Raw genomic sequence first — 21,758 nt, 5'->3', positions numbered from 1 at the left:
AGGCCTGTTTGCTTAACGCTCCGCGCGCTCACGCGAGTTCGGCACGAAAAAGGGGGCCTCGACCCCCTCGAACGCTCTTTTGCATGTATGGTGCCCGAGGCGAGACTCGAAGGGCCTTCGCTTCGCGAAGCCCCGGGCTTCGGGCGCATGGCGCCCTCGCCACGCTCCGCTACAAACAGGCCACAGGCCTGTTTGCTTAACGCTCCGCGCGCTCACGCGAGTTCGGCACGAAAAAGGGGGCCTCGACCCCCTCGAACGCTCTTTTGCATGTATGGTGCCCGAGGCGAGACTCGAACTCGCACGTTGTTGCCAACGGTGGATTTTGAGTCCACTGCGTCTGCCAATTCCGCCACTCGGGCACGTATTGCGTGAGTTAGTTTATCACAGCTTTCCGTAGATTAGTCCGAAAATGGAACTTCGAGCATTTCGATGAGTTCGACCGTGCGGAGCATCTCGCGCTGGCGGCATCCGCGACCTTCGACCGAGGCCTCGCCCATCTGGTTATCGTAGGGGTCCTCACGCATACCGTCAAAGACGGGTTCAAACTCTGCCTGGAACCGACAGTTTGCCACCATGCGCCATGGATCGAGGTTGCCAAAGTAGTGGCGGCGGCGCCATTCCTCCCCCATCCTGCGTGCCGAGGATCCAAACGAGACATCGGCGTTAAGCCAACCCGTCTGCGGTGTATAGAACTCCGCCCAGTCATGCGAGCCCACCGAGTCGGGCGCAACGTACAGGCCGCTCTGCCAACGTGCGGGCACGCCGGCGATGCGGCACATGGTGATAAACGTGAGTGCCATAACACCGCAATCACCGCGAAGCGAATGCGCGCAGTCATCGGCGATAGAGCCCAGAAGCAGATACGGTGGCTGGTATCGATAGTCGATATGATGCGTCAAATAATCATAGATAGCCCGAGCGCGGTCGAGCTGATCCTCGAGACCATCGATAACATGTTCGGTCAGCTGCTGCAGATACGGCGTGAATGCAATATGCGGTCGGTCCTCGGAAATATCCTTGGGCAGCGGCGCGTCCATACACGGATGCGCCGGAAGCGCTCCCCCGTAGATATCGCAATAAGCGGCATCAATCAGATAACGATAGGTCACTGAGAACGATCGATCAGCCGAGGAAACCCACGAGGCGGTACGCGCCAAAGCGTTCGCGGGAGCAAGGACCCCCTCCGGCGTCATATCGAGAATCTCGATATGAGACTGCTGGCGGCAGGCTGCGGCAACGGGAAGCCACGCGCGAACGGCCTCCCCCTCCAGAGCACCGGGAACAGACACGGATGCTTTAAGCGTAATGGCACGAGACAGCCCGCCCTGTGATTCCATCTTCTTAAGCATCTGGTTGCGCAGCGCAGTTCCATCCGTAGAATCGGGACGCAGGCCCGGAACCTCCTTGGGATACACACGCAAAGAATCAAGGAAGTTGTCGAGAACGAACAGTTCACCATCGATAAAGCGCCAGTCGATGCGCTTGCGATCGATTAGGTCGTCAAACTGATCCTCGGTAAACTCCGGCCACTCCTCGCGGATCATCGCAATAGCCTGATCGCGCGACACCGAAAAATGAAACGACGTCTCGATCATGCGATACCGCTCGGCACGAACGCAAGCGGCCAACGAGGGATCAGGGCTCTGCTCCAAAAGACGGTCGCAAGCCGCAACAGCCTGCGCCAGGTACCCGGCGTCCTTGAGACGAAGGATCTCAGGTGGCAATCCAATGTCGAGATGACGAAAATCATCGCAACAAACATCAACAGAGCAACCAACGGGGCCCTCGGCAACAACCTTTCCATCGGCAGGCAAAACATTAACGACAGCCATAACCACTCCCACGCAGAACGACAACCCGAGACCATTGTACCGACATAAAAAGAAAGCCCCAACAAGGGAGCCATCAACACCGCTGAACGGTAGTCAAATAAATAATTCAGCCCAGTAACCCCGTAGCGAGTTAACGAAGGAGGCCCCGTTTTCCCGGAGCTGATTCCATCGCGCGACTTCTGGCGAAGCCAGGTGAGCGCGAGGGAAACAGCGTAGGGGAAACGGGGCCTCCGGCGGGAAGTTAAACCGCTACTTACGCCTTGTTGACGGAGCCAAACTCCTCCATGAGCTCCTTGGTGCGGGCAACGATGGACTCGCGACCGGGCTTCAGGAGCTTGCGGGGGTCATAGCCCTTGCCCTGCTGATCCTTGCCAGCCTCAACGTACTCACGCGTGGCGGCAGCGAAGACAAGCTGCAGGTCGGTGTTGACGTTGATCTTGGAGATGCCCAGGGAGATGGCCTTCTTGATCTGATCCTCGGGGATGCCGGTACCACCGTGCAGAACGAGGGGCAGGTCGCCGGTCTGAGCCTTGATCTCGCTCAGACGCTCGAAGGAAAGACCGGCCCAGTCGGCGGGATACACGCCGTGGATGTTGCCGATGCCGCAGGCGAGGAAGTCGACGCCCAGGTCAGCAATCTGCTTGCACTCAGCGGGGTCAGCGAGCTCGCCGTTGGAAGTCACGCCGTCCTCGGTGCCGCCGATGCCGCCGACCTCGGCCTCGATGGACATGCCCTTGGAATGGGCAAGCTCAACGAGCTCCTTGGTGCGATCGAGGTTAAGCTGGAAGGTTTCCTCGTGAGAGCCGTCATACATGATGGACGTGAAGCCGGCCTCGATGCACTTGAAGCAGTCCTCGTAAGAACCGTGATCGAGGTGAAGGGCGACGGGAACGGTAACACCCGTGGCCTCGACGGCAGCCTTGACCATGTCGGCGCAGACCTTGAAACCGCCCATCCACTTAGCGGCACCAGCGGTGCACTGAAGGATCAGCGGAGACTTGGCCTCCTCTGCGGCCTGGAGAATAGCCAGAGTCCACTCGAGGTTGTTGGTGTTGAAGGCACCGAGAGCATACTTGCCGGCCTCGGCCTTCTTGAGCATGTCTGCTGCGTTGACGAGCATAAAAGAAACCTCCTGTAAGGTTGCTCCGATAACGCATGAGATTTTACCACGGCGTACCCGAGCATAAACGTTCGTTTGTTCACGAATATCGTCCAAACAGACTTTTTTTGACCGTTTGCCCTACGGAATCGGCCCGTTGGGGAAAATATCTTGACGTTTGGACACTTCTCGTGCTTAAGCAGCTGACTACAAAGCTACATCTGCATGAAAGGGTTCTGCATGAGCTCGCGCGCCATAGTGGTCGAATCACCATGCCCCGTTAAACAAACGGTATCGGCTGGAAGCAGCTGGGCGAGCTTGGAGAGCGAGCGCAGAATCGCCGCCTCGTCTCCACCGGCGAGATCGGTGCGGCCGTGGCTGCCCGGGAACAGGGTGTCGCCAACAAAGGCGATGCTTCCCTGCTCGGTGGCGGCGAACAAGACAATGCCACCCGGTGTGTGACCGGGCGTCTCGATCACCTGCAGGCAGATATCACCCAATTCAATCGTATCGCCCTCAGCAAGCAATCGCGTCGGCTCGCCCGGATCGGGCGTATCGATGCCCCACATCGCTCGCTGCTCCTCGATATTCTCAAGAGATACCAACACGTCCTTCGCACCTAACTCATATAGGAAACCCTTACCGACGGCGGCTCGCGCTCCGGCAACGCCACCTACGTGATCGGCATGGCCATGGGTGCAGACAGCGCCTAGCACGTGCGCGTCAGGATGCTTGGCATAGATATGTTCCACAAGACGCTCACCTTCCCAGGCCGGATCGATAATCAGGCATTCGCCGCTCGAGATTACGGCGTAACTGTTGGTCTGAATGGGGCCGTTTACAAGCGCCTCGATCGAAGCCGTACCCCGAGGGGTTAAGTCCAAAGCTGCAGTGACCATGAGCACGTCCTCCTTCTACAAGCGTCGAGGCATCAAACGATGCCTCGAACGTAGCCAATATCATTACCGTTGTGCGTTCGTCACGCCTATACGCGACGCTTAAGCTGAGCCCCACCCTCGCCAGGCATCAGACGGCGTGCGTCATAGACCGAGTCGACACTGCTGATGGATGCCAGCAGCGGATCCAGACCGCTCGCGTCCGAAATCTCGACCATAAAGCGCAGGGTCGCAATGCCCTCGCGGTTGGTCGAGGTAGCGGCGGAAAGGATATTTCCGCCTGCATCGCCAATGGCGATGGTGACATCCTTGAGCAAGCCCATACGATCCAAGCACTCGACCACGATCTCGACCTGGAAAAGCGTATCGGCAGCACCATCCCACTCCACGTCAATCATGCGCTCGGGGTGTTCCATGAGACCCTTGACGTTGGGGCAGTTGGCACGATGCACCGAGACGCCTCGACCGCGCGTGATAAAGCCCACGATGTCGTCGCCCGTCACCGGATTGCAGCAATGCGCCAGACGAACCAGCAGGCCGCTGTTGCTCTCGCCCTTGACGATAATGCCGTTACTTGCGCTCTTGCCACGCTTTTGCGGTTTGCGGTTGGAACCGCGGGCAGGCTGCTTGACGACCTCAGCGATGGCTTCGGCCTTGGTGAGCTGCTCCTCGGGCTTGGGATCCAAGATTTGCTCGACCTTATTGCCCACAGCGCGCGGGGCGACCTTGCCCGCGCCAACGGCTGCGAACAGGTCCTCGAGTTGCTTGAAGTTAAACTGCTCCGCCACGGCATTGAGTGCACGCGTGGATCGCGGCGTAGAGATGCCGTACCCGCGCTTGCGCAGGTCCTTGGCCAGCATATCGCGACCGGCAGCAGCGTCATCGTCTTTGGTCGCAGCGGCGAAGTAACGGCGAATCTTTGACTTGGCCGAAGGCGTCTTGACGATCTTGAGCCAATCGCGCGACGGCTTGGAGCTCTTGTTAGTCAGGATCTCGACACGGTCACCCGTCTTGATTTCGTGCGTGAGCGGGGCCACCGCACCGTTGATTTTGGCGCCTACGCAGTGGTTGCCGACCTCGGTATGAACAGCGTAGGCAAAGTCGAGCGGTGTAGAGCCCGCACGAAGCGCCATGACCTCACCCTTGGGCGTAAAGACAAAAATCTCCTGGTCAAACAGGTCGACCTTCAGTGAGTGCAGATATTCTTTGGCATCGGTGATCTCGTCAGAGGCTGCCCAATCGAGCGAGTGCTTGAGCCAGTTAATCTGATCGTCCAGACGCTGTGCGTCGTTGGTCTTGGAGGCAGACGATCCGCCCGATTTCTTATATAGCCAGTGGGCGGCGATGCCGTACTCGGCCTGCTCGTGCATCTCGTAGGTTCGAATCTGAATCTCGAGCGGACGGGCCGTGGGGCCGATAACCGTCGTATGGAGCGATTGGTAGTTATTGACCTTGGGCATGGCGATATAGTCTTTAAAACGACCGGGCATGGGATGCCACAAAGTATGCACGGCACCAAGCGTGGAATAGCAATCGCGCACCGAATGGGTGATGACGCGCAGCGCCACCAGATCATAAATCTCGGAGAACTCCTTGCCCTTGCGCTTCATCTTTTGATAGATGGACCAATAGTGCTTGGAACGACCGTTGATCTGAAAACCCTCAAGGCCAATGCGGTCGAGCTCATCGGTAAGCGTCTTGATAGTCTCGGCCAGAAAGCGTTCGCGAACCTCGCGTGACTCTGCCACCATGCGGGCGATGCGCTGGTAAGCGTCGGGTTCAAGGTAGAAAAAGGACAGATCCTCGAGTTCCCACTTGATAGAGCTCATGCCCAGGCGGTCGGCCAGGGGCGCGTACACATCCATGGTCTCGCGCGCCTTAAACAGGCGGCGGTCCTCGCGCAGGGCGGCAAGCGTGCGCATATTATGCAGGCGGTCGGCGAGTTTGACGATGATGACGCGAATGTCCTTGGACATGGCGAGGAACATCTTGCGCAGCGTAAGCGCCTGCTTTTCGTCCATGTTGTCGACTTCGATGTTGGTGAGCTTGGTCACGCCGTCGACGAGCTCTGCCACGGTTTCGCCAAACAGGCCCGAAACATCGGCAAGCGAGGTATCGGTATCCTCGACGGTATCGTGCAGCAATGCAGCGCACACCACATCGCAGTCCATCTTAAGGTCGGCCAAAATGATAGCCACCTCGACGGGATGGTTAATGTACATCTCACCCGAGCGCCGCTTTTGGTTGCAGTGCTTCTCGGCAGCAAAGCAGTAGGCCTGCTCCACCTTGGAGAAGTCATCCTCACTCATATATTTAAGGCACAGGCGCTCCAGCTTGTCGTAGCTGTCCGCCATAATCTCGGGCGGCAGATCATCGGCATGCGTATAGTGCTCCATCTCCGAAAAGGGCTGGAGGGCGGAATCATGGGCGGTACGGGCTGCGGCATCCATCGAGGTCCCCTTCCCTAGGTCCGCGGTACGATCGGGCGGTTAATTTTGGTAAGCATATCAGAAGCGCACGAATCGAGTGCCCAACTCCGGAAAGCCGAGAACTCCATGCGCGAGCGCAAGCCCTCCAAATAGCGGATCGACCTGCTCAACTGCACGCGCCCGGGGTTTTCGGTCATCGCGATGCGACGGGTATCGTCAAACCCCGAAACGTGACAGAAACCGAGCTCTTCGAAGATTCCCAAGCCACTTGCCACCGAACGCTCATCGACCGGCGTGCGCGCGTCGATTGCAAGGCACATCTGCGCAATGTCGATATCGCTTGCGCAGAATGAATCGTCCCCCGTCTTGCCACGATTGGAGCGCCACATGGTCTGCAGCGCCCGATAGAGCGTGACAAGCTCATCGCGCTCGGGCGCGTAACAATCGAGCAGGCGCTCATTAATACGAGCGTCACGAGACGAATAGAGCAGGTGAATCACGGCAGGCTGCCCATCGCGGCCGGCACGGCCACTCATCTGGTTAAACTCAATCGCGCCAAACGGCATGTGGTAGAGCACGACATGGCGGATATCGGGCAGGTTGACGCCCTCACCGAAGGCCGAGGTTGAAACGATGCAGCTCAGGCTGCCATCTCGAAACGCCTCCTCGACGCGTCGGCGATCGGAACGCGCAAGCCCGGCGTTATAGAACGCGATATGGGTCGCGCAGTCGGGCACACGTTTGCGCAACGTCTTGGCAAGCGCCACGGACTGGTCGCGCGAGTTCACGTAGATGACGGTCTTCTCCCCCGTCGCAACGATCGAAACCAGGCGATTTTCACGGCTCGCAAGGTCACGATCGTCCTCGAGTTGTAGGTTCTCGCGAACGGTCTCGTCGACCACCGTGCTGGTAATCGGCAATACGCGAGCAAGCTCTGCCACAACTGGAGCCGTCGCGGTAGCCGTTGCCGCCATGACAACGGGGTCGCCCAGGGCTTTAAGAATATCGGGCATATCGAGGTATGCACTCCGGTCACCACCCTTAGCAAGACCGGCATGGTGCGCCTCATCGATAACAACGAAGCCAATACGTCCAGAACGCGCAAATCGATCGCGGTGGATAGACAAGAACTCGGGCGTCGTGAGAACGATACCGGTACGACCCGAAGCAAGGCCGGCGAACACGTCATCGCGTACGGCCTCCACGGTCTCGCCAGTCAGCACGCCGACACCAATGCCGAGCGCGGCCATCGTCGAGGAAAGGTGATAGGCCTGATCGGCAACGAGCGAACGCAGAGGATAGACAAAAATGCTCGCACGCCCGCGAAGAACCGCCTCGCGCGCGGCATGCACATGGAAAATCAGAGACTTGCCACGCCCCGTCCCCATAACGGCCAAAACGCTCTGATGGTCGGCAAGCGCGTCGAGTGCCTCGACCTGCGCGCGATGCGGCTGGTTCGAGCCGATAAAGCTATGGATAAGCGAGCGCGTGAGCTCGGTATAAGAAAGCTGGGCGAGCGTCTCGCGTTTACGCGACTCCAGGCGCAGGCCAGAATCCGCCGGTTGCACGCCGCGGCGAAGCTCACATGCCGGATCGTCGATATTGGGCGCCGCGGTATCGCGCACCAAGACATCTTTGATCATGAGCTTGGGCTTCACACGTCCCTGCCAATGCTCGGCCACGGCCTCGAACACCAAGTCGACGGCGCTGTCGCAATTGATGAGCCTATCGATCTGCGGCACGCGGAACATGATGGCCGGCACACTCGCGGCACCATCGGTCGCCACAAAGCGCATGTGCTCGCCGGTTTTGCCCACCACGGCGCGATCGCACATCGTCACGCCCTCGGCGGCCAGAAGTGGCACCTTATTGCCCTGGCCAAACGGCTCAAGACGGGAAATTTGCTCGATGGTCTCGATATTTAGCTCGGAGAGATCAACGGTGGCGGCAACCTCGTCAGTGTCCTCAAAGTCCTCGGCGGGAAGCTCCGATAGCACGGCCGAAAGGCGACGGCGGAACTCATCGAGCTTGGATGCCTCGATGGTCACACCCACCGCACCGGCATGCCCGCCGCGACGAATCAGCAGGTCGGAGCAACGCTCGACGGCGTCGAACAGGTTGATCTTGCCCACCGAGCGGCCCGATCCGCGCGCAACGCCATCCTCGATCGAGAAGAGCAGCGCCGGCACGTGATAGCGATTGGTCAAGCGGCTCGCCACGATGCCCTTGACGCCCTCGTGCCAGCCCTCGCCGCCCACGACGATTGCGCGCCCGCCGTCATAAGTCTCCTCGACCTTCGCCATGGCATCGCGCGTAAGCTCGGCCTCGATCTCGCGGCGTTGGCGATTGATTTCCTCGAGCTCGGCGGCAAGCGCGCTCGCTTCGATGGGGTCGCGGGCAAGCAGCAGGTCGAGCGCCAGCTTGGGATCGGCCATGCGGCCGGCAGCATTCAGACGGGGGATGAGCGAAAACGACAGGCCGTCGGCCGTAATGGTAGAAAGGTCGGCCTTGGCAAGTGCGGCAAGCGCGATATAGCCGGGACGGGCCGTCGCGCGCATCTGCTGGATGCCCTCGGCGACCAGTGCGCGATTCTCGGGCGTAAGCGGCATCATGTCGGACACGGTGCCCAGCGCCGCGACCTCTATCAGCGAACGCCAATACGACGGCTTGCCCAAACGCTCGCCCAGGACCTGCACCAGCTTGAGTGCCACGCCGGCACCGGCAAGCTCGCGCGAGGGACCCTTGTCCTCGAGCTTGGGGTCGGTCAGGGGCACGCCCTGCGGCACCTGGTCGGACGGCTCGTGATGGTCCGTGACCACCAAATCGATCCCCAGGCTCCCCAGATAGGAGGCCTCTTCCTTGGCGGCAATGCCGTTATCGACGGTCACGATCAGCTGGGGGCGAGCGAGCTCGTTAACGCGGTCGAGCGCCGCACGCGACAGGCCGTAGCCCTCGTCAAAACGATGCGGAATAAACGGCGTGACGTTGGCGCCAAACGAACGCAGCGCCTCGGTCAACAGACAAGTCGACGTAATGCCGTCGACGTCAAAATCGCCAAAGACGGCGATGCGCTCGTGGCTGCGAATAGCACGCTCAACGCGGTCGACGACGACCGCCATACCCGGAATAACGAGCGGGTCCGCCCAGTCGCGATCGAGCGAAGGCGTCAGAAAAAGCTGGCCTTCCTCGATGGATGTAATGCCGTGCGCAACCATAATGCGCGCCACCAGCCCGGGTATGCCCAGGCCAGCCGAAAGCTCCTTTTCGAGCTCGGGGTTTTGCTGAGCGACCGCCCAGCGATGCGTTGTCTTAAGCGATGACATAGGCGCCCACCCCCGATAGGGGCAGGTCGCCGCGATACCTCTCACGGTTCATAGCGATGAGTCCTCTGTGTATGCCCGCTTCGGCAGGCAGATCTGTTGAACGGATTTATTATACCGTGCGGCGCGGACGCACAACGTCCAGCACGCCGTGGTTTCGATAAACGAGAGCGGTAATAGCCTCGAAATAATCGGGCGTTTCAGCCACACGGACGCATGCGAGCGTCTAGCATATCCATTCAAAACGGATTCACGAGCAAAGGGAGTCACAAGCGCATATGAAACAATGGGTTGGACTGGGTAAGTTCCTCGCGGGGCATATGCAGATCATCGTTCCGATTTGCGTGACGCTCGGCGTGCTCTTTCCCCAGCAGATCGGCGTACTCAAGCCCATCGTCCCCACCCTGTTTGCCTTTATGACGTTCCAAGGTGCCCTCAGCAACACCTTCCATCAGGTAGCCGAAGTATTCCGCCGTCCGCTGCACCTGATTTTGGCGCTGCTGGTCTCGGCGGTGCTTATTCCCATAACAGCCTATGCCATGGGGTCGCTGTTCTTTGGCTCCAACCCCAACCTAGTCTGCGGTATCGTGCTCGAGTACAGCGTACCTGTGGCAGTCACTGCCTTTATGTGGATTAGCATGTTCGGCGGCAACGGCCCGCTCGCGCTCACCATCATCCTGACGTCCTCGGTTATCTCACCCGTTACGATTCCGCTCACGCTTAAGCTCTTGCTGGGCGCCACCGTCTCGATCGACGTGCCGGGCATGATGAAGAACATGGCCTTCATGATCGCTATCCCCGCCCTGCTCGGCATCGTGATTAACGAACTCACGCGCGGATGGGGACACGAGAAGCTCTCCCCCGCGCTCTCGCCCGCCTGCAAGTTCATGATGATGGGTGTTATCGCGTCGAACTCCACCGCCATGAGCGAGTACGTGCTGCACATGAACGCAGTGCGCTTGGAAGTCGCCCTCTTTATTTTGATCTTCGCCATCAGCGGCTTTGTCGTCGGTATTCTGGTCGCCCGCGCACTGCATCTGCCGTATAGCGAAACGACTACCATGTGCTTTACCTGCGGCATGCGCAACATCTCTTCGGGCGCCGTCATCGCCACGCAATACTTTCCGGGCGAAGTCGTATTTCCCGTCATGTGCGGAACGCTGTTTCAGCAGGTACTTGCCTCGCTTATCGGGCATCTCTTTGAGCGTCTAACCGGCGAGGAGCGCGCTGCTCAGCGCAAGCGCGTCGAGGCCGGCCGCGACGCCATGGCACGCTAGGCTGTCCGCATTACGCGGGTGTTAGTCTTGCTATACGAGCGTTTCCAGATGCGCGCGCAGGCGCTCAGCATCGATATCGAGCGTCGTCTCGGCATTGACCTGGGCCAAACGATAGCCGACAAAGTAGGGCGAAACCACCCAACGCGGCAGCGCCTTGGCAATGGTCCGACCGCCCAGGTGATAGAAGAACAAGTTGTACGACTCTGCACGGCCACCGTGGTGCTCGTTTAGGATATAACGCAGAGCTACCTGGATCGCATCGGCGAAGAGATCCGCCTCGGCTTGGTCCCGCGTGTCATCGCTGGCGGCGATTCCCCGCGGAGCTGAAACGTTGACCTCAAAGAACCCCATAATCGGTTCGGTTGAGATGTTGACCGCAATTCTCCCCTGTTGCCAGACATTGATGCCTTCGAAATTGGCAGAAGTCAGCGAAGCATAGCCATCTTCCTGCTCCAAACCCACAATCTGCATGTGCGGATGAACGAGACTACCGCCCGAGAGCGGACCCTTGTTCTTGTACATGAGCACGCTTCGATACTGCCGTGAATCGATCATCTGCTGCCAGCAACCCAGGGCAAACCGCATCACATGATGCAGCTCGTCCGGCGCATAGGTCACCAGGTCTGCGTCATGGTCGGCCGACTCGATCAGCACGGTTTGACGGGTGGCGCACAGGGTCTTGAACTTATTCTCGAGCCAGATACAGTCACCGTCGCGCCGGATGATATTGGCGAGTTCCTCGGTATCGCAAAAGGGGCACGCGGTGCCAGGGCGCCGGTTGTCGTCGGGCTTCCCGCTCGCCTGCTGAACGTCAAATACCAGGGGCACGGGTTATACCTCCAGCGGCACGATCTTGGTGCCATGGAGCTCGGAGACGCCCAGTGCCGCAGCCACGGTGTCGCGGTTGGCCGTGGAAATGCCGCCGCCGGGAAGGATGGTCAGGCGATCGTTCGCGTAGTCGATAAGGTGCGACAGATGCTCCAGGTTGTCCTCAATCGGCGTGCCGGCGGCACCGCCATGCGTCAGGATGCGCGTTATGCCGCAGTCGGCGAGCGTGTCAATCGCGTCGAGCTGAGCCTCGGGCGAGAGCTGGTCAAACGCCATGTGAAAGGTGATGTCGATGGGCTCGCGCTTGCACTCCTCGGTCGCGCAGCCCGCAGCCATCACAAGGGCGCCCAACGCAAGTTCATCGAGCGCCCATCCGCCGGCACAAGGCTTGCAGCAGCCAAAGACCAAGCCATCGACGCCGGCACTTACGGCAAGGCCCAAGTCCATCTCCATCATGCGCAGCTCGTCCTGGTTGTAGTGAAAGTCGCCGCCACGCGGACGGATCATGCACATCACCCGTGCATCGTGCTCGCGAGCATAGCTGGTCGTAGCGCTGATAACGCCGGCCGAGGGCGTGGTGCCACCAACCGCAAGGTTGTCGCACAGCTCAATGCGTCCCGCACCGGCCGCAATGGCCGCCGGCACCCGCTCAAAGTTCTCGGCACAAAACTCGTACAGCATAGATAGACCCCCAGATGCCACTTCTATTTCCACACGGCATTGTCGCACTTTAAATACCAAGCCAACGGATCATTTCAAAAGGGGCGCTGACCGAGTTGGTCAGCGCCCCAATTACTGGATGGATTAACCACCAAGATAAGCTTTGCGGACGTTGTCGTCGTGCAGCAGCTCTTGGCCGGTGCCGGTCATGGTGATCTTGCCGGTCTCGAGCACGTAGCCGCGTGTGGCGATGGAAAGCGCCATCTGCGCGTTCTGCTCGACCAGGAGCACCGTGGTGCCGGCCTTGTGCAAATCCTCGACAATCTGGAAGATCTGCTCGATCAGGATCGGCGCCAGACCCATGGAGGGTTCGTCGAGCATGAGCAGCTTGGGGTTACTCATAAGGGCACGACCCATAACGAGCATCTGCTGCTCGCCGCCCGAAAGGGTGCCGGCCACCTGGCGACGGCGCTCCTTCAGGCGCGGGAACTGCTCGTAAACACGTTCGAGGCCCGGGGCAACCGTGGACTTGGGCTGTGTATAGGCACCCATCTCCAGGTTCTCCTCGACCGTCATCTGCAAAAAGGCACGACGCCCCTCGGGTACCTGAGACAGGCCCTTGCCAACCAGCTTGTCGGCGGGCGTATGGATAATGTCCTCGCCCATAAACTTGATGGAGCCGGTCTTGGAGCGAAGCAGGCCCGAGACAGTCTTGAGCGTCGTGGACTTGCCGGCGCCGTTCGCGCCAATCAGGGCAACGATCTCGCCCTCGTTAACGTTAAAGGAGATGTCCTTAATGGCGTGGATGGCGCCGTACCAGACGTTGATGTTGTAGACGGAAAGCATCGGCTCTGCCATTTAGTTCTCCCCCTTATCCTGCTTGCCCAGATAAGCCTCAATAACGGCTTCGTTGTTCTGGATTTCCTCGGCCGTGCCCTTGGCGATGACCTTGCCAAAGTTAAGCACGCAGATACCCTCGCAAATATTCATGACAAGCGACATGTCGTGCTCGATGAGCATGATGGCAATGCCAAAGGTGTCGCGAATCTTGACGATGTTCGCCATGAGCTCCGCAGTCTCGGACGGGTTCATGCCGGCGGCAGGCTCGTCGAGCAGTAGTAGCTTGGGATTGGTGGCAAGCGCGCGGACGATCTCCAAACGACGCTGAGCGCCGTAAGGTAGCGAGCCGGCCTGCTCGTTTGCCAGATGTTCCATATCAAAGATAGACAGAAGCTCCATGGCGCGCTCATGGGCGGCCTTCTCGTGCTTCCAATACGTCGGCAGGCGCAGCACGCCCTCAAAGCCGGAGTAGCGCTCCTGGTTGTGCAGGCCGACCTTTACGTTGTCCTCCACCGTCATGGTGTTGAACAGGCGGATGTTTTGGAAGGTACGAGCGATACCCATGCGGTTGACCTGGTAGACGGACTTGCCCGAGGTGTCCTCACCGTCGAGCAGGATGGTGCCGTGCGTGGGCTGGTACACCTTGGTGAGCAGGTTGAAGACCGTGGTCTTGCCGGCGCCGTTGGGGCCGATGAGACCGGCGATCTCGGTCTTACCGATGGTCAGGCTAAAGTCGTCGACCGCCTTAAGGCCGCCGAACTCAATGCCCAGGTGGATGCACTCGAGCGCCGGGCGCTCGCCCAGGTCGCGGTCGGGAACGATGGCGCCAGAAGGATACGGGACCATCTTGCCCTTGTTGAACTCAAACTTACTGGGCATCGGTTGCCACCTCCTTCTTGGAAGCAAAGCGGTCCTTAATGCGCGCGAAGAACGCCTTGAGCTGCGGGTTGTTAGTAAAGACCATGACCAGAATCAACACGATGGCGTAGATGAGCATGCGGTAGTCCGAGAACTGACGGAGCAGCTCGGGGAGCACCGTGAGCAGCGCCGCCGCGATGACGGAACCGCGCATGTTGCCCAGACCGCCCAGGACCACGAACACCAGAATGAGAATCGACGTGTTGAAGTCGAACTTAGTGGCGGAGAGCTGCGAGAAGTTACCGCCGAAGAGGGCTCCGGCAGCACCGGCGAGAGCGGCGGAAACCACGAAGGCGATCATGCGGTACTGGGTGACGGAGATACCCACGGACTCGGCAGCGATCTTGTTATCGCGCACGGCCATGATGGCACGACCGGTGCGGCTGCGGACCAAGTTGAGCACAATCACGAGCGCAACCATAACCAGGATGGCGCCAGCAAGGAACGTCGAGTAGGTCGAAACACCAGATGCGCCCTGGGCACCCTTGATGATAGCGGTGCCGTCTTCGAGCAGGTGTAGGTCGTCGATCGTGGAATTGCCCGTGATGTTAAAGATCACGTGCAGGCCGCGGGAATCGACGCCCACAATGAGGCAGGTAACGATCTCTTTGATAATCTCGCCAAAGGCCAAGGTTACGATGGCCAGGTAGTCACCGCTCAGGCGAAGAACCGGAATACCGATCAGGAAGCCCAGAATGGCAGCGGCGATAGCGCCGACCACAATGCTGATGATCAGACGCACCGGGTCAGACGGAACGGCGCTCTCCAGCGCGACGGCGGTGACGATTCCCGTATAGGCGCCGACGCTCATAAAACCCGCGTGGCCCAGCGACAAGTCACCCGCGATGCCGACGACGAGGTTGAGCGAGATGGCCATGACGATATAGGCCGTGATGGGAACCAGCTGACCGACAATCATGCGCGGAATCATGTGGTTAGACTGCATAAAGAACACGATGGCGAACGCCACAACGCACATGGCGTACGTGACAAAGTCGTGACGCGTCTGCTTGTCTGTAAGAAACTTCATAACGCTCACCTACACCTTCTCGGGTACGTACTTGCCCAAGAGGCCGGCAGGCTTGACGAGCAGGACGATGATCAAAACGCCAAAGACGATGGAGTTGGCAAGGCTCGTGGAAATGTAAGCCTGCGCCATCGCCTCGATGATGCCGATGAGAATGCCGCCGACAAAGGCACCGGGGATGGAGCCGATGCCGCCGAAAACGGCAGCGTCGAAGGCCTTGATGCCAGGCATGGCGCCCGTGGTGGGCTGCAGAACCGGCGAGTAGGAGCACAGGAGCACACCGGCGATGGCGGCAAGGGCGGAGCCGATGGCGAACGTCATCGAGATGGTGCGGTTGACGTTGATGCCCATGAGCTGAGCGGCGGCCTTGTCCTCGGACACGGCGCGCATGGCCTTGCCCATCTTGGTCTTACCTGTAAAGATCATCAGACCGGCCATGATAACCAGGCAGGCGACGATGGTGACGAGCGAGACGGCACTTACGTTGAACTTGGCCAAGAACTCCGGCACCGGGAAGGTGACGAGCGAAGTGAAGTTCTTGGGCGTGGCGCCCCACAGAAGCTGCGCGGCATTCTGCAGGAAGTAGGACACACCGATGGCCGTGATCAGAACGGCCAGCGGGCCTGCTTGGCGCAGCGGCCTATAGGCCAGACCCTCAATGAGAACACCGAGAACCGTGCAGACCACACAAGAGAGAACTACAGATGCCCAGCCCGGAAGGCCGAGATACGACGTGGCGCAGAACGAGACATAGGCACCGACCATGATGACATCGCCGTGAGCGAAGTTGAGCATCTTGGCGATACCGTAGACCATGGTGTAGCCCAACGCGATGATGGCGTAGACGCTGCCCATGGACAGGCCGTTGACCAGGTATTGGATAAAGACCGTCATGTTCCACATCCCCCTTTCGAATAGGTTTCCAGTTGATGTATGAAACAGGGACGTTACGTTGTCCCCAGATACCAAGCAAGCAGGGAAGGCGAAAACCTCCCCTGCTTGGGATCAAAACCGCTCTATGTAAGGCGGCCTATTAGGCCAGTACGTACTTGCCGTCGGTGATGACATACGCCGTAGGATCCTTCTGGACCTGGCCCTTGTCGTTCCAGGAGAGCTTGCCGGTCAGACCGTCAACGGTAATCTTGAGCATAGCCTTGGGCAGCTTCTCGGCAACCTCGGTCGGGTCGGCGTCGACACCAAGACCGGCCTCCTTGAGGGCCTCGGCCACCGCGTGCACGCCGTCGTAGGCATCGGCGGCAAACTGGTCGGGGGTATCGCCGTACTTATCCTTGTAAGCGTTGACGAAGTCGGCATTCTTCTCGTCGTCGGCGGAGAACGGGGTCATGAGCAGCAGACCCTCGGCAAGAGAGGTGTCGAAGCCCTCGACGCCCAGGATGCCGTCCATGCCGTCGCATCCCATCATCTTGACGTCGTAGCCCATGTCCTTGGCGTTCTTGAGCAGGACGGACGCCGGCGTGTAGTAGATCGGCGCAAAGATCATGGTGGCGCCGGCCTGCTTGGCCTTGGTCAGCTGGTTGGTAAAGCTCGTAGCGGAGTCGTCCTTAAAGGTCTCCTCGTCAACAATCTCGAGCTTAGACTCAGCGGCCTGAGCCTTAAAGGAATCTGCAATGCCCGAAGAATAAGCGTCGCCGGAGTTATAGAACAGCACGAACTTCTCGTCCGCATACTTCTCTGCCAGGAACTTGGCAGCGTTGACGCCCTGGTTGGGGTCGGTAAAGCAAACCTGGAAGACGCAATCCTTTCCGTCGGTGACGTCCTCGGAGGACGCGGACGGGGTGATCATGAATGTCTTGGGGTCGTTACTGCACTCTGCGGCAACGGCAACCGACGCACCCGTGGTGGTCGGGCCGACGAGGGCCTGCATGCCCCAGTCGAGCAGGTTATTAAAGGCGTTGACGGCCTTCTCGCCGTCGGCCTGGTCGTCCTCGGCCTTGCTGGCAAGCGGCAGCTCCTTGGTGGAGAAGTCCTTGCAGCCAAGCTCGACGCCCTGGGTAACGGACTTGCCGTAAGACGCGGCGGCACCGGTCAGCGGGCCAATGGTGCCGATCTTAAACGAAGCGTCACTCGAAGCGGAACCGCTGTCGCCGCCGTTGGAGGAGCAGCCAGCTAGAATGGACATCGCCCCCAGACCTGCTGCGCTCGCGATAACGCTCCTGCGATTCATAACAGGGTTCAATGACTTACCGGTGAGGCTCGACATGCGGCTCTCCTCTCAAATCTCGTCGGGTTTCGGTTACCCGACAGGCCATCCTCCGCCGTCTTCGGCGTTCGCAAAATAGTAGACGCTTTAGTTGAGAAAAGTGGCGATTATTTCAACTTTTCTTTTGCCTTGTCCATTTATCCATAATTATGCGTATTTCTGTCGGTTTATACAGTTTAGCGACTTTATTGTGTGAAAGTAATGTTTCCGTTCTGTTACAAGCTTTCCTGCCCTGAATAACATGGCCCCACCGGTCTCGTTATATGCACTTAGGCGGCGATGTACTTGCCGTCCTGAATCACATAGGCCGTAGCGGGCTTCTCGACTTGGCCCTCGTCGTTCCACGTGAGCTCGCCTGTCAGGCCCTCAATCTTGATCTTGCGCATAGCCTTGGCAAGGTCGCCGGCAATGTCGGCGCCGTCGACCGTAATGTCGATGTCCGCCTCATCGATTGCCTCGACAATCGCGTGGATGCAGTCATAAGCATCGGCGGCAAACTGGTTGGGCGTCTCGTTGTAGGCGTCCTTATATGCCTTGACGAAGTCGGCGTTCTTCTCATCGTCGGCAGAGAACGGGGTCATGAGCAGCACGCCCTCGGCAAGAGAGGTGTCGAAGCCCTCAACGGAGAGCAGGCCGTCCATGCCGTCGGTGCCCATGAGGGTCATTTCGTAGCCCATGTCCTTGGCGTTCTTGAGCAGGACGGACGCCGGCGTGTAATAGATCGGGGCAAAGATAAGCGTGGCGCCGGCCTCCTTGGCCTTGGTGAGCTGGTTGGTAAAGCTCGTGGAAGAGTCGTCCTTAAAGGTCTCGGTATCGACGATATCGAGCTTGGACGCCTTGGCCTGCTCGGCAAAAGCGTCGGCAACGCCCGAGCTATACGTATCGCCGGAGTTGTAGAACAGGGCGATCTTGGCGTCTGCATACTTCTCGGCCAAAAACTTCGCGGCGCTGGCGCCCATGGTGGGATCGGTGAAGCAAACCTGAAAGACCGTGGTCTTATCCTTGGTGACGTCGAGCGACGAGGCCGAAGGCGTGACCATGAGCATATCGTCGGCGATCTCGCCCGAGACGGCGACGGCGGCACCAGTTGTGACGGGGCCGACGAGCGCCTGCATGCCCCAGTCGCACAAGGTATTGAAGGCGTTGATGGCCTTCTCGCCGTCGGCGACGTCATCCTCGGACTTAAGCGAGAGTTTGAGATCCTTGGTCGAGAAATCCTTGGCGGCGAGCTTGGCACCTTTCTCGGCCGAAACGCCATAGGTTGCCGCGGCGCCGGTCAGAGGGCCGATGACACCGATCTTGAAGGTCTTACCGTCATCGGCGGAGCCGCCGTCCGAGCCACCCGACGAGCAACCAGCGAGTGTGGCAGCGCTGCCGAGCGCCGCGGCGCCGGCGAGAAAGTTCCTACGGCTGAGCGTGCTGTTGATGTTGAACATGGTGTCCCCCTTTTTCGCTGGCCGCGGTGCGGCCGTCTTGCGGTACGGGGCAAACCTTATGGCGCAAACGTTGACAGTTTGTTACGGAGTTCCGTTTGTAGCGAGCATGTTTCCAATGTTTCCGCAGCGTTTCGGGGGTGCCGTTTTGTGCGACTCCTGTTGCCTGGCGAGCACGCGCTCTCGGTTCACGCTAGAATGCACTCAACATTACTTGATCAATCAATCTATAAGATGCACGAAGGAGCTATCTATGAGCGAACCCCTGCGCACCGTGAACGTCGGTCTGATCGGTCTGGGAACCGTCGGCGGCGGCGTGGCCCGTCTGATCAAGAGCCACCACGATGAGTACCTGGCCGCCTACGGCATCGACCTTAAGCTGACCCGCGCCTGCGCGCTTGCCTGGGAGCAGGCCGAGGCAGCCGGTATTGAGCGCGAGGCCTTTACGAGTGACTGGCATGACGTCGTTACCGACCCCGCCGTCGATATCGTCGTCGAGCTGATCGGCGGCGAGCATCCCGCGACCGAGATCTTCACCACGGCCTTTGAGCACGGCAAGCACGTCGTCTCTGCCAACAAGGCCCTGTTGGGCCGTCATGTCGAGACGCTCGCCGAGAAGGCGCGCGCGTGCGGCGTGCAGATTAAGTGCGAGGCCAGCTGCGGCGGCGGCATCCCCATCGTGAGCACGCTCGAGCACGACCTGGTGGGCAACAAGATCCTGACCATCGCCGGCATTCTCAACGGTACCACCAACTATATCCTGTCGCGCATGGACGCCGAGGGCGCCGATTACGCCGACGTGCTTGCCGACGCGCAGGCCAAGGGCTATGCCGAGGCCGACCCGTCCGCCGACGTCGACGGCTTCGACGCCGCCAGCAAGACGGCGATCCTCGCCTCCATCGGCTTTGGCACCCGCGTGACCACCGATGATGTGTACCAGCAGGGTATCCGTACCATCGGCGCCGAGGACATCGCCCAGGCCCGCGAGCTCGGCTACACCATTAAGCTGCTCGGCATCGCCCGCAACACCGACGCCGGCGTCGACGTCCGCGTGCATCCCACGCTGATTCCCGCCGACCACATGCTCGCCAAGGTCAACGGCGCCATGAACGCTGTCTACGTGGTAGGCGATGCCGTGGGCGAGACCATGTTCTACGGTGCCGGCGCAGGCTCCTTCCCCACCGCGAGTGCCGTCGTGGGCGATATCCTGTCGCTCTCCGAGCAGATCAGCCGCGGCGTGGCTCCGCTGCCCGAGATTGAACCCTATGGCCACAACCTCGCCTTTAAGCCCATGGACGAACTCCAGACCAAGTATTATGTGCGCCTGAAGGTCGCCGACCGCGTGGGCGCCCTGTCCGAGACGGTCGATATCTTTGCCAAGCACAACATCTCGATCTCGCTCATCAACCAGGTCGAGGATGGCAAGTCGGGCGCCAGCGATACCTGCTCGGTCATCTTCCTGACGCACCGCGCGCTCGAGAAGGACGTCCAGGCTGCCGCCGCCGAGCTTGCCAGCGTCGACTGCGTGGCCGAGGTCGCCAACGTCCTGCGCATCGAGGATGTTGAGGCCTGGACCGAAGGCGTCATGGCCAACTAACCCAACGCTCGCCCAGCAATACGCGCTTTGAGGGCTCGCGTCCGATGTGGGACGGGAGCCCTTTTGCCTCCTGCCCTAAGCACAACGGCAGAGCACATTTGCGCGAGCCGCTCATCGGTAACGCGCGCCACCGTTCACCGATATGCAAACGCGGTCGATTCCGGCTACCGCTACGCTGTGCTGAGAATGTCCGCCCGCGATGAGAGGAAGCACTATGTTGCTCGAGGGCAAGAAAGCAATCGTCACCGGAGGCACGCGCGGTATCGGCTATGCCATCGCCTGCCGTTTTATCGAAGAGGGTGCCGCCGTCACCGTCTTTGGCTCGCGCCAGGAGACTGCCGACGCGGCCGTTGAGAAGCTGGCGGCCGCCTATCCCGACGCCAAGGTCTGGGGCCGCTCCTGCGACCTCACCTCACTCGAGGCCGTGACCGAGGCTTTTACCCAGGCTGCAACCGACATGGGCGGCTTGGACACGGTCGTCAACAACGCCGGCATCTCCCAGCGCTCGCCGCTTTTGGACTACACGGCCGAGGAGTTCGCCAAAGTCATGGACCTTAACGTCGTCGCTGTCTTTAACGGTCACCAGGCGGCCGCCAAGATTATGACCGAGGCCGGCCACGGCGGCACCATCACCACCACGAGCTCGATGGTCGCCAAGTACGGTCAGCCCTCCGGCGTCGGTTACCCCACGTCCAAGTTTGCCGTCAACGGCATGGTCCAGTCGCTCTCGCGCGAGCTCGCCCCCATGGGCATTCGCGTCAATGCCGTCGCACCCGGCGTAACCAAAACCGATATGGTCGCCAACCTGCCCGAAGAGGTCATCAAGCCCATCATCGCCACCATTCCGCTGGGTCGCATGGGCGAGCCCGAGGATGTCGCCAACGCCTTTGTTTTCCTGGCGAGCGACATGTCCTCCTACGTCACGGGCGCCGTGCTCCCCGTCGACGGAGCCGCCCGCTCCTAAAGGTCGCAAGCCACGACTTCGAACCTCAACGAGGCCCAACGCAAAAGGCGCGCTGCCTGCATCAACCGCAGGCAGCGCGCCTTGTTCTGTTTGAAAGGGAAACTGCGTCCCGGTATTTCAGCTCAGAACGGGACACAGCTTCCCTCAGGGCCATGTTTCGGAAAATGCGCCCCGTTTTGAACGCCAATTCTGGGACGCGCTTTCCGCAAGGCCTTTGATTCGGAAAGCGCATCCCATTTTGAACCTTCAGACTGGGACGCGCTTTCCGGCAGGAGTCCAAAGCGGAAACCGCATCCCACTCCGGACGTGGGACTGCGGACAAAAAGTTGGACCGTTGAGGTCCGGAACGGAGTCCGCATGGCATACAGTAGGAGAATGGTGGAGAGGGCCAGGGCGCTTCGCGGCGCCGGGCTCACC

16 protein-coding genes and 1 tRNA gene are annotated in these 21,758 nt (G+C 59.9%); 3 read left to right on the top strand and 14 right to left on the bottom strand.

Annotated features, from left to right (window positions below; genetic code table 11):
* Positions 1-272 precede the first annotated feature (272 nt).
* The 6 genes from ACTM82_RS08160 to recJ form a co-directional block, all read right to left on the bottom strand.
* Positions 273-359 (bottom strand) — tRNA-Leu (locus ACTM82_RS08160).
* A gap of 39 nt (positions 360-398) precedes the next feature.
* On the bottom strand, positions 399-1,832 hold the full coding sequence (locus tag ACTM82_RS08155) for a transglutaminase-like domain-containing protein (RefSeq protein ID WP_441055647.1): 1,434 nt from the start codon (positions 1,830-1,832) through the stop codon (positions 399-401).
* Positions 1,833-2,085: 253 nt separating this feature from the next.
* Positions 2,086-2,952, bottom strand: a complete 867-nt coding sequence (gene fba / locus ACTM82_RS08150) for a class II fructose-1,6-bisphosphate aldolase (protein WP_441055645.1) — start codon at positions 2,950-2,952, stop codon at positions 2,086-2,088.
* Positions 2,953-3,146: 194 nt separating this feature from the next.
* Positions 3,147-3,830, bottom strand: coding sequence for an MBL fold metallo-hydrolase (locus tag ACTM82_RS08145; protein ID WP_441055643.1), 684 nt, complete (start codon positions 3,828-3,830; stop codon positions 3,147-3,149).
* Between the two features lie 86 nt (positions 3,831-3,916).
* Entirely contained in the window at positions 3,917-6,277 is a 2,361-nt protein-coding gene (locus tag ACTM82_RS08140; protein ID WP_154517206.1) for a RelA/SpoT family protein, read from the bottom strand.
* Between the two features lie 14 nt (positions 6,278-6,291).
* Positions 6,292-9,579, bottom strand: coding sequence for a single-stranded-DNA-specific exonuclease RecJ (gene recJ, locus ACTM82_RS08135; protein ID WP_441055641.1), 3,288 nt, complete (start codon positions 9,577-9,579; stop codon positions 6,292-6,294).
* Positions 9,580-9,854: 275 nt separating this feature from the next.
* Between recJ and ACTM82_RS08130 the strand changes: the two genes are divergently transcribed.
* Positions 9,855-10,853 carry a bile acid:sodium symporter family protein gene (locus ACTM82_RS08130; protein ID WP_441055639.1) on the top strand — a complete coding sequence of 333 codons (999 nt, stop codon included), beginning with the start codon at positions 9,855-9,857 and terminating at the stop codon, positions 10,851-10,853.
* Positions 10,854-10,883: 30 nt separating this feature from the next.
* On the opposite strand, the gene ACTM82_RS08125 is transcribed toward ACTM82_RS08130, so the two are convergent.
* From ACTM82_RS08125 to ACTM82_RS08090, 8 genes are all read right to left on the bottom strand, one after another.
* Entirely contained in the window at positions 10,884-11,681 is a 798-nt protein-coding gene (locus ACTM82_RS08125; RefSeq protein WP_441055637.1) for a DUF4931 domain-containing protein, read from the bottom strand.
* Between the two features lie 3 nt (positions 11,682-11,684).
* Positions 11,685-12,362 carry a copper homeostasis protein CutC gene (locus tag ACTM82_RS08120; protein ID WP_441042492.1) on the bottom strand — a complete coding sequence of 226 codons (678 nt, stop codon included), beginning with the start codon at positions 12,360-12,362 and terminating at the stop codon, positions 11,685-11,687.
* Positions 12,363-12,485: 123 nt separating this feature from the next.
* The gene (locus tag ACTM82_RS08115) at positions 12,486-13,199 is read right to left on the bottom strand and encodes an ABC transporter ATP-binding protein (protein ID WP_229770701.1); all 714 of its coding nucleotides are present in this window, start codon (positions 13,197-13,199) and stop codon (positions 12,486-12,488) included.
* Positions 13,200-14,060, bottom strand: coding sequence for an ABC transporter ATP-binding protein (locus tag ACTM82_RS08110; protein WP_427719717.1), 861 nt, complete (start codon positions 14,058-14,060; stop codon positions 13,200-13,202).
* The gene (locus ACTM82_RS08105; protein ID WP_427719716.1) at positions 14,050-15,129 is read right to left on the bottom strand and encodes a branched-chain amino acid ABC transporter permease; all 1,080 of its coding nucleotides are present in this window, start codon (positions 15,127-15,129) and stop codon (positions 14,050-14,052) included. Before ACTM82_RS08105 ends, ACTM82_RS08110 begins: the two co-directional genes overlap by 11 nt.
* Before the next feature lie 9 nt (positions 15,130-15,138).
* The gene (locus ACTM82_RS08100; protein ID WP_154517188.1) at positions 15,139-16,020 is read right to left on the bottom strand and encodes a branched-chain amino acid ABC transporter permease; all 882 of its coding nucleotides are present in this window, start codon (positions 16,018-16,020) and stop codon (positions 15,139-15,141) included.
* Between the two features lie 139 nt (positions 16,021-16,159).
* Positions 16,160-17,347 carry an ABC transporter substrate-binding protein gene (locus ACTM82_RS08095; protein WP_427719715.1) on the bottom strand — a complete coding sequence of 396 codons (1,188 nt, stop codon included), beginning with the start codon at positions 17,345-17,347 and terminating at the stop codon, positions 16,160-16,162.
* 269 nt (positions 17,348-17,616) lie between these two features.
* Entirely contained in the window at positions 17,617-18,783 is a 1,167-nt protein-coding gene (locus ACTM82_RS08090) for an ABC transporter substrate-binding protein (RefSeq protein ID WP_441055635.1), read from the bottom strand.
* 250 nt (positions 18,784-19,033) lie between these two features.
* Here ACTM82_RS08090 and ACTM82_RS08085 point away from each other — a divergent pair, with 250 nt between their 5' ends.
* Positions 19,034-20,377 (top strand): homoserine dehydrogenase, encoded by a 1,344-nt coding sequence (locus ACTM82_RS08085; protein WP_441055633.1) that lies wholly within the window; start codon positions 19,034-19,036, stop codon positions 20,375-20,377.
* A 199-nt stretch (positions 20,378-20,576) separates the two neighbouring features.
* The gene (locus tag ACTM82_RS08080) at positions 20,577-21,341 is read left to right on the top strand and encodes an SDR family NAD(P)-dependent oxidoreductase (RefSeq protein ID WP_427729159.1); all 765 of its coding nucleotides are present in this window, start codon (positions 20,577-20,579) and stop codon (positions 21,339-21,341) included.
* Positions 21,342-21,758 lie beyond the last annotated feature (417 nt).

This window comes from Collinsella sp. HCP3S3_E5, assembly GCF_052067635.1.
Classification (GTDB): Bacteria; Actinomycetota; Coriobacteriia; order Coriobacteriales; family Coriobacteriaceae; genus Collinsella.
This window is presented reverse-complemented; position numbering and strand designations above follow the sequence as displayed.

Bases quoted from the DNA above. Each gene is read 5' to 3' on its own strand.
- ACTM82_RS08140 (WP_154517206.1), bottom strand. From the start codon at position 6,277: ATGGATGCCGCAGCCCGTACCGCCCATGATTCCGCCCTCCAGCCCTTT.
- ACTM82_RS08095 (WP_427719715.1), bottom strand. From the start codon at position 17,347: ATGTCGAGCCTCACCGGTAAGTCATTGAACCCTGTTATGAATCGCAGG.
- ACTM82_RS08085 (WP_441055633.1), top strand. From the start codon at position 19,034: ATGAGCGAACCCCTGCGCACCGTGAACGTCGGTCTGATCGGTCTGGGA.
- ACTM82_RS08145 (WP_441055643.1), bottom strand. From the start codon at position 3,830: ATGGTCACTGCAGCTTTGGACTTAACCCCTCGGGGTACGGCTTCGATC.
- recJ (WP_441055641.1), bottom strand. From the start codon at position 9,579: ATGTCATCGCTTAAGACAACGCATCGCTGGGCGGTCGCTCAGCAAAAC.
- ACTM82_RS08120 (WP_441042492.1), bottom strand. From the start codon at position 12,362: ATGCTGTACGAGTTTTGTGCCGAGAACTTTGAGCGGGTGCCGGCGGCC.
- fba (WP_441055645.1), bottom strand. From the start codon at position 2,952: ATGCTCGTCAACGCAGCAGACATGCTCAAGAAGGCCGAGGCCGGCAAG.
- ACTM82_RS08155 (WP_441055647.1), bottom strand. From the start codon at position 1,832: ATGGCTGTCGTTAATGTTTTGCCTGCCGATGGAAAGGTTGTTGCCGAG.
- ACTM82_RS08130 (WP_441055639.1), top strand. From the start codon at position 9,855: ATGAAACAATGGGTTGGACTGGGTAAGTTCCTCGCGGGGCATATGCAG.
- ACTM82_RS08080 (WP_427729159.1), top strand. From the start codon at position 20,577: ATGAGAGGAAGCACTATGTTGCTCGAGGGCAAGAAAGCAATCGTCACC.
- ACTM82_RS08105 (WP_427719716.1), bottom strand. From the start codon at position 15,129: ATGAAGTTTCTTACAGACAAGCAGACGCGTCACGACTTTGTCACGTAC.
- ACTM82_RS08115 (WP_229770701.1), bottom strand. From the start codon at position 13,199: ATGGCAGAGCCGATGCTTTCCGTCTACAACATCAACGTCTGGTACGGC.
- ACTM82_RS08090 (WP_441055635.1), bottom strand. From the start codon at position 18,783: ATGTTCAACATCAACAGCACGCTCAGCCGTAGGAACTTTCTCGCCGGC.
- ACTM82_RS08100 (WP_154517188.1), bottom strand. From the start codon at position 16,020: ATGACGGTCTTTATCCAATACCTGGTCAACGGCCTGTCCATGGGCAGC.
- ACTM82_RS08110 (WP_427719717.1), bottom strand. From the start codon at position 14,060: ATGCCCAGTAAGTTTGAGTTCAACAAGGGCAAGATGGTCCCGTATCCT.